This is a genomic window from Fretibacterium sp. (assembly GCF_057312375.1).
Map to the genome: position 1 here is coordinate 1 of NZ_DBHLDX010000090.1, position 6,069 is coordinate 6,069.

Annotated in this window: 6 protein-coding genes; all 6 read left to right on the top strand. The window is 66.6% G+C overall.

The genetic code is table 11. The features are described 5' to 3' along the window. Positions 1–1,001: chaperonin GroEL (groEL, locus tag ACO41U_RS09690; protein ID WP_485943545.1), on the top strand; the 1,001-nt coding region annotated here is incomplete at its 5' end. Between the two features lie 383 nt (positions 1,002–1,384). Next, positions 1,385–2,281 carry a 3-deoxy-8-phosphooctulonate synthase gene (gene kdsA, locus ACO41U_RS09695; RefSeq protein ID WP_485943547.1) on the top strand — a complete coding sequence of 299 codons (897 nt, stop codon included), beginning with the start codon at positions 1,385–1,387 and terminating at the stop codon, positions 2,279–2,281. After that, entirely contained in the window at positions 2,278–3,288 is a 1,011-nt protein-coding gene (locus ACO41U_RS09700; protein WP_485943549.1) for a KpsF/GutQ family sugar-phosphate isomerase, read from the top strand. Before kdsA ends, ACO41U_RS09700 begins: the two co-directional genes overlap by 4 nt. A 10-nt stretch (positions 3,289–3,298) precedes the next feature. Then, positions 3,299–4,048: a 3-deoxy-manno-octulosonate cytidylyltransferase gene (gene kdsB, locus ACO41U_RS09705; protein ID WP_485943551.1), complete on the top strand. Its 750-nt coding sequence runs from the start codon at positions 3,299–3,301 to the stop codon at positions 4,046–4,048. Continuing rightward, positions 4,045–5,082 carry a glycosyltransferase family 8 protein gene (locus tag ACO41U_RS09710; protein WP_485943553.1) on the top strand — a complete coding sequence of 346 codons (1,038 nt, stop codon included), beginning with the start codon at positions 4,045–4,047 and terminating at the stop codon, positions 5,080–5,082. Before kdsB ends, ACO41U_RS09710 begins: the two co-directional genes overlap by 4 nt. Before the next feature lie 2 nt (positions 5,083–5,084). Next, positions 5,085–6,069: glycosyltransferase (locus ACO41U_RS09715; protein WP_485943555.1), on the top strand; the 985-nt coding region annotated here is incomplete at its 3' end.

Below are 6,069 nucleotides of genomic sequence, written 5' to 3' on the forward strand. Positions count from 1 at the left end.
GCTTCGACGACGCCTACATCCTGATCCACGACGGCAAGATCAGCAACATCAAGGACCTGCTCCCCGTGCTGGAGAAGGTCGTGCAGACGGGCAAGCCCCTGCTCATCGTCGCTGAGGACGTCGAGGGCGAGGCCCTGGCGACGCTGGTGGTCAACAAGCTGCGCGGCGTCATGCAGGTGGCGGCCGTGAAGGCCCCCGGCTTCGGCGATCGCCGCAAGGCCATGCTGGCGGACATCGCCATCGTCACGGGCGGTCAGGTCATCAGCGAGGAGCTGGGTCTGAAGTTCGAGAACACGGAGCTCAACATGCTGGGCAAGGCCAAGAAGGTCCGCATCACGAAGGAGGACACGACCATCACCCAGGGCGCCGGCGACAAGGAGGACATCCGCAAGCGCGCCGCGCAGATCAAGAAGGAGATCGAGGACTCCACCTCCGACTACGACAAGGAGAAGCTGCACGAGCGCCTGGCCAAGCTGGTCGGCGGCGTGGCGGTGATCCAGGTCGGCTCCGCGACGGAGACGGAGCAGAAGGAGCTGAAGCACCGCATCGAGGACGCCCTGAACGCCACGAGGGCGGCCGTGGAGGAGGGCATCGTCGCCGGCGGTGGCGTGGCGGCCCTGAACTGCGCGACGGCTCTCGAGCCCTTCGTCGAGAAGCTCAAGGGCGATGTCCAGACGGGTGCCCGCATCGTGCTGGACGCGCTGAAGGCTCCGCTGTTCCTCATCGCCGAGAATGCCGGCTACCAGGGCGACGTCATCGTGGAGAAGGTCCGCAACCTGAAGCCCGGCAACGGCCTGAACGCCAGCACCGGCGAGTATGCGGACATGGTCGCCGCGGGCATCATCGACCCCGTGAAGGTCACCCGCTCCGCGCTGCAGAACGCGGGCTCCATCGCCGCGATGGTCCTGACGACGGAGGGCATCGTCGCCGACAAGCCGGAGAAGAAGGACGCTGCGCCCGCCATGCCCGGCGGAATGGGCGGCATGGGCGACATGTACTAAAGCCGGACGGCCCGGTCTATAGACAACGCAAAGGGGGCTGACCTCAGGGTCAGCCCCCTTCCTTGTCATTTGGAGGCGGCCAAAGGGTGACGGTAGCCTAATTTCGCTAATAACAACCTATCGCACAACAAAAAGGAGGAAAACTTTAAAAATAGGGTACCTTAAGTGAGTATCCTTTTGCTTCCTAAAGCATATTGTTTGACTAAGGTTCAATCATAACGTTACCCGACGCTGCAGACCGATCCCCTACACCATTGGGCGTCCAAACGGAGAAAACAGTCTATAATAACCTCATGGGACCTGTGCCCATGGCGTCCTGAAAGCGACTCCAACGCAGGAGGCGCAGACGCCAAGACGCCGGAACAGAACGGAGAGGATTATTTTTGGACGCTGTTTTCGATAAGGACAAGTACAGGATCGGAAACTTCTCCATCGGTGGAGAGCTTGCCGTCGCGGCGGGCCCCTGCTCCCTGGAGAGCCTTGAACTCGGCCTCGAGGTGGCCCAAACCATGAAGCGCCTGTGCCGCGAGCGGGGCCTTCCCTACGTCTTCAAGGCGTCCTTCGACAAGGCCAACCGCACCTCCATCCACGCATGGCGGGGGCCAGGTCTGAAAAAGGGACTCGAACAGCTTGAGACGATCAAGGGGACTGCGGCCGTGCCCATCCTGACGGACATCCACGAGAGCCATCAGGCCGAGCCCGTCGGTCAGGTTGCGGACGTCATTCAGATTCCTGCCTTCCTGTGCCGCCAAACGGACCTGCTCGTAGCCGCCGCAAGGACCGGCAAGATCATCAACCTCAAAAAGGCCCAGTTTCTGGCCCCGGAGGACATGGAGTACGCCGCGGCGAAGTGCCGCGAGGCGGGAAACGACCGCGTCATCCTGTGTGAGCGCGGCACCGTAATGGGCTACCACCACCTCGTCGTCGACATGACGGCCCTTGTGACCATGCGGAACCTGGGGTACCCCGTCATGTTCGACGCCACGCACAGCGTGCAGCGACCCGGCGGCCTGGGCGGCATGAGCGGCGGGGACAGCGCGTTGGCCCTGCCGCTGGCGCGGGCGGCGGCGGCCGTCGGCATCGACGTCCTGTTCGCCGAAACGCACCCCGATCCCAAAAAGGCCCGAAGCGACGGTCCCAACATGATCCCCCTGGGCGAGATGGGCGCTTTCCTGGATCAGGTGCTGGCCATCCACAGGGCGCGACGGGCGCTGCCCGACGGACTGAGGCAGGACGAGGACGCCCCGGAACGCGGAAGAGAAGGGGGCGGGGCAAGATGACGTCGGCACTTCCGTGCGAGAGGCCCGGAGAGCGGCACTCGGACCATGAGCTTCTGGAGGCGGGGCGTCAACTCATGAGGGCCGAGGCCACCGAGATCCTGCAGGCAGCGGACCGGGTTGGGCCGGAGCTGACGCGCGCAGCCCACGCCGTCCACGAGTGCAGCGGGCGGGTCGTCGTGGTGGGGCTGGGCAAGTCAGGACACGTGGGGCGCAAGATATCGGCCACGCTGGCGTCGCTTGGGACGCCCTCCTTCTTCCTGCACGCCGCCGAGGCCTCCCACGGAGACCTGGGCATGGTTCGACGGGAGGACGTGGGGCTCTTCGTCAGCAACAGCGGGACCTCTGCGGAGATCGTGGCGCTGCTCCCCCACTTCCGCCGGCTGGGGGCGATGATGATCGCCATCACGGGGGGCCTTGAGTCCCCCCTGGCGCAGCACGCGGACATCGTCCTGAATTCGCGCGTCGAGAAGGAGGGCGATCCGCTGCAACTGGCTCCCATGAGCAGCACCACGCTGCAACTGGCCCTGGGCGACGCGCTGGCGGCGATGGTGACGCTGCTGCGGGGACTGAAGCGCGAGGACTTCGCCCTGTTCCACCCGGGCGGGGCCCTGGGACGGCGACTCCTGACGCGCGTCCGCGACGTGATGGGCGGCCTCGGCCAACTGCCCGCGGTGCGGTGCGGCGTCTCCGTGCAGGACGCGCTGTTCTCCATCACCAGTAAGGGGTACGGCGCTACCTGCGTCGTGGACGAGGACGGGAGGCTTTGCGGCATCTTTACGGACGGCGACCTGCGCCGCCTGATCGGCCGGCGGGGAACGGACGCCTTTCACGTGAAGATTGAGGACGCGATGACGAAGGACCCCAAGGGCATCAGCCCGGACGCGCTGGCGGCGGAGGCCATGCGCGTCATGGAGCGGGAGGAGATCAGCGTGCTCGTGGCCCTGGAGGACGGGCGTCCCGTGGGGATGCTGCACGTCCATGACCTCCTGAAGTCCGGCATCGCGTGAGGCATATTTCATGAGCAGCAAAAATATCCTGGGGGTCATCCCGGCGCGGTACGCCTCCTCCCGCCTTCCGGGCAAGCCCCTGGCCGACATCTACGGCAAACCCATGATTCAGCACGTCTACGAGCGCGCCATGGCGGCACGACGCCTTACCCGCGTCGCCGTAGCGACGGACGACGAGCGCATCGTATCCACTGTGAAGGCCTTCGGCGGGTGCGCCGTCATGACCTCTCCGGATCACCCCAACGGCACGAGCCGCGCGGAGGAAGCCCTCCGTATCCTGGCCCCGGACGCAGACGCCGTCGTCAACGTTCAGGGGGACGAGCCTTTGCTGGACCCGGCGATGATCGACGAGGTTGCGGTGCTCCTGGACGAGCCGGGCGTTTGCTTCGCCACGCTGTGCCGCCCCATGGCCGACGCCGACCGGGACAACCCCAACGCGGTGAAGGTCGTCATGGACCGGAACGGCGACGCGCTCTACTTCAGCCGCTCCCTCATCCCCTACCCGCGGAACAAGCCGCGCCTCCCCGTCTACTGTCACATTGGCCTCTACGCCTACACCGCGGACTTCCTCCGGCGCTACGCCGCGCTCCCCATGACGCCGCTCGCGGAGGCGGAATCCCTGGAGCAGCTCAAGGCCTTGGAGCACGGGCACCGGCTCCGCGTCAAGGTCACGGCCTCCAGTGCCGAGGGCGTCGGCGTGGACACGCAGGAGGACCTTGAGCGGGTGAGGGCGATCCTGAGCGAGAGGTCCGGAGCATGACAAACGATACGACGAGGCCGGAGGGGACGGTCCACGCCGCCCTCGCGCTGTACGACCCCAAGGGGACGTACAGCCAACACGCGGGCGTCGTGATGACCTCCATCTTCGAGAACACGGAGGGCCCCGTCGTCGTACACGTGCTGCACGACAGCACGCTAACGGAGGAGGCCCGCGAAAAGTTCCTTCGCACGGCCGCGAAGTACGCGCAGGAGGTCCGCCTTATCGACGTCACCCCCTATCGGGACCAATTGGACGCTCGAACGGTGGGCCTCGTTCAAGACGCCTGTTCCGTCGGGACGCTCTATCGCCTCCTCATCCCGGACCTGCTTTCCATCGGCCGGGTCATCTATCTGGACTGCGACACCCTGGTGAACCTGGACCTGAAGGAGCTCTGGGAGGTAAACCTGGACGGGAACTGCCTCGCCGGTGCATTGGACCACCCTGGAAGGGGGCTTCGCCGCCTCTCCGCCGAGGCCCTTCGCGTGCGCCTGAACGGCGGGGACCCCGCCTCCTACGTCAACGCCGGCGTCCTGCTGATGGACCTGGACCGCATCCGAGAGCGGGGCAACCTGTTCCAGGCGTCCATGGACTGGCTCGCCCACCGGAGACACGCCGCCCGACTGGCCGACCAGGACATCCTCAACTCCCTGTTCCGCGGCTCCGTCAAGCTGCTCGACAACAGGTTCAACAACCGTCGTCTGGAGAAGGACCCGTCCCACTCCATCCTCCACATGATCAACGAGTCGAAGCCATGGCTGGGGCTGACGGGACTTCCCTCCGAGAGGCTCTACTGGAGGACGTACCTGCGCAGCGCCTGGGGCGAGAACACGACCCCCGACGAGCTGATCGACATCCTGAGCAAAACCGCCTCCCACACGCCCTCCCTCCACCGCCACACGGCCCAGTGCTGGCGGCGGATCGGCCGCAGGCTCCAGCGCGATGTCCTCTGTGGAGAGCCGGCCCTCACAGCGGGCCTCCTCGTTCGAGAGCTCTTCCACCGCCTCGCCGCAGGACTTTGCGGCGGGCCTCGCTAGGTATGGACGCCGGGCTGCCGCCTGTCGCGTTCCTGCTGCGCGACGCGGGAACGGGAGGAGCGGAGCGGTCGTCCCTGCGGCTGGCGAACGCCCTGGCTCGCTGCGGACTCCCTGTTTCCGCCCTGTTCCTGCACGCGCGCGGCCCCATGTTCGCGAGCCTCGCCCCGGAGGTACGGGTCGTTGACCTCCACGGGTCCTTCCTACGCCTCCTGAACGAGGTCCGGCGCGGCAAGTTTGGCTTCCTGCTCCCCGTCTACACCGCCATGCGCGCCCTGCTGACGAAGGTCATCCTGCGAGGTCCCCTCCAGGTCATCCTGTCCCAGCGCAGCATGTTCACGATGGAACGTGGCCCCCTCCAGACGCGCCTCCGCACCCTGCGCTACCGCCTGTTGGCACCCCGCGCCTCCGCCTGCGTCTGCATCTCCCGCGGCGTAGCGGACGAGATGCGGTCCCTTGGCTTCCTCCCGCCCGAAAAAATCCACGTCATCTACAACGCCGTCGTCACGCCGGAACTTCTCGATCAAATTCGCGCCGCGGCGAAGGCGCCCGCGCCGCACCCATGGCTCGAGGGCGGACAGCCGCCCGTAGTCCTTGGCGCCGGACGCCTGGGGGACCAGAAGGATTTCTCGACGCTCCTGCGGGCCTTTGCCCGCCTGGCCCAACGGAGGCCGGAGGTCCGACTCATCGTCCTTGGAGAGGGGAAGGAACGCCCCCTGCTGGAGCGCCGAATCGCGGAGATGGGGCTTTCGGGGCGCGCCGCGCTTCCGGGCTACGACCCCAACCCCTACGCATGGATCGCGCGAGCTTCCGTCTTCGCCATCAGCTCGCGCTGGGAGGGGTTCGGCAACGTCGCTGCGGAGGCGCTGGCCTGCGGCTGCAGCGTCGTTTCGACGGACTGCCCCAGCGGCCCTGGCGAGATCCTGGACCACGGGAAGTACGGCTGGCTCGTGCCCGTCGGGGACGACGAGGCCATGGCCGATGCGCTGG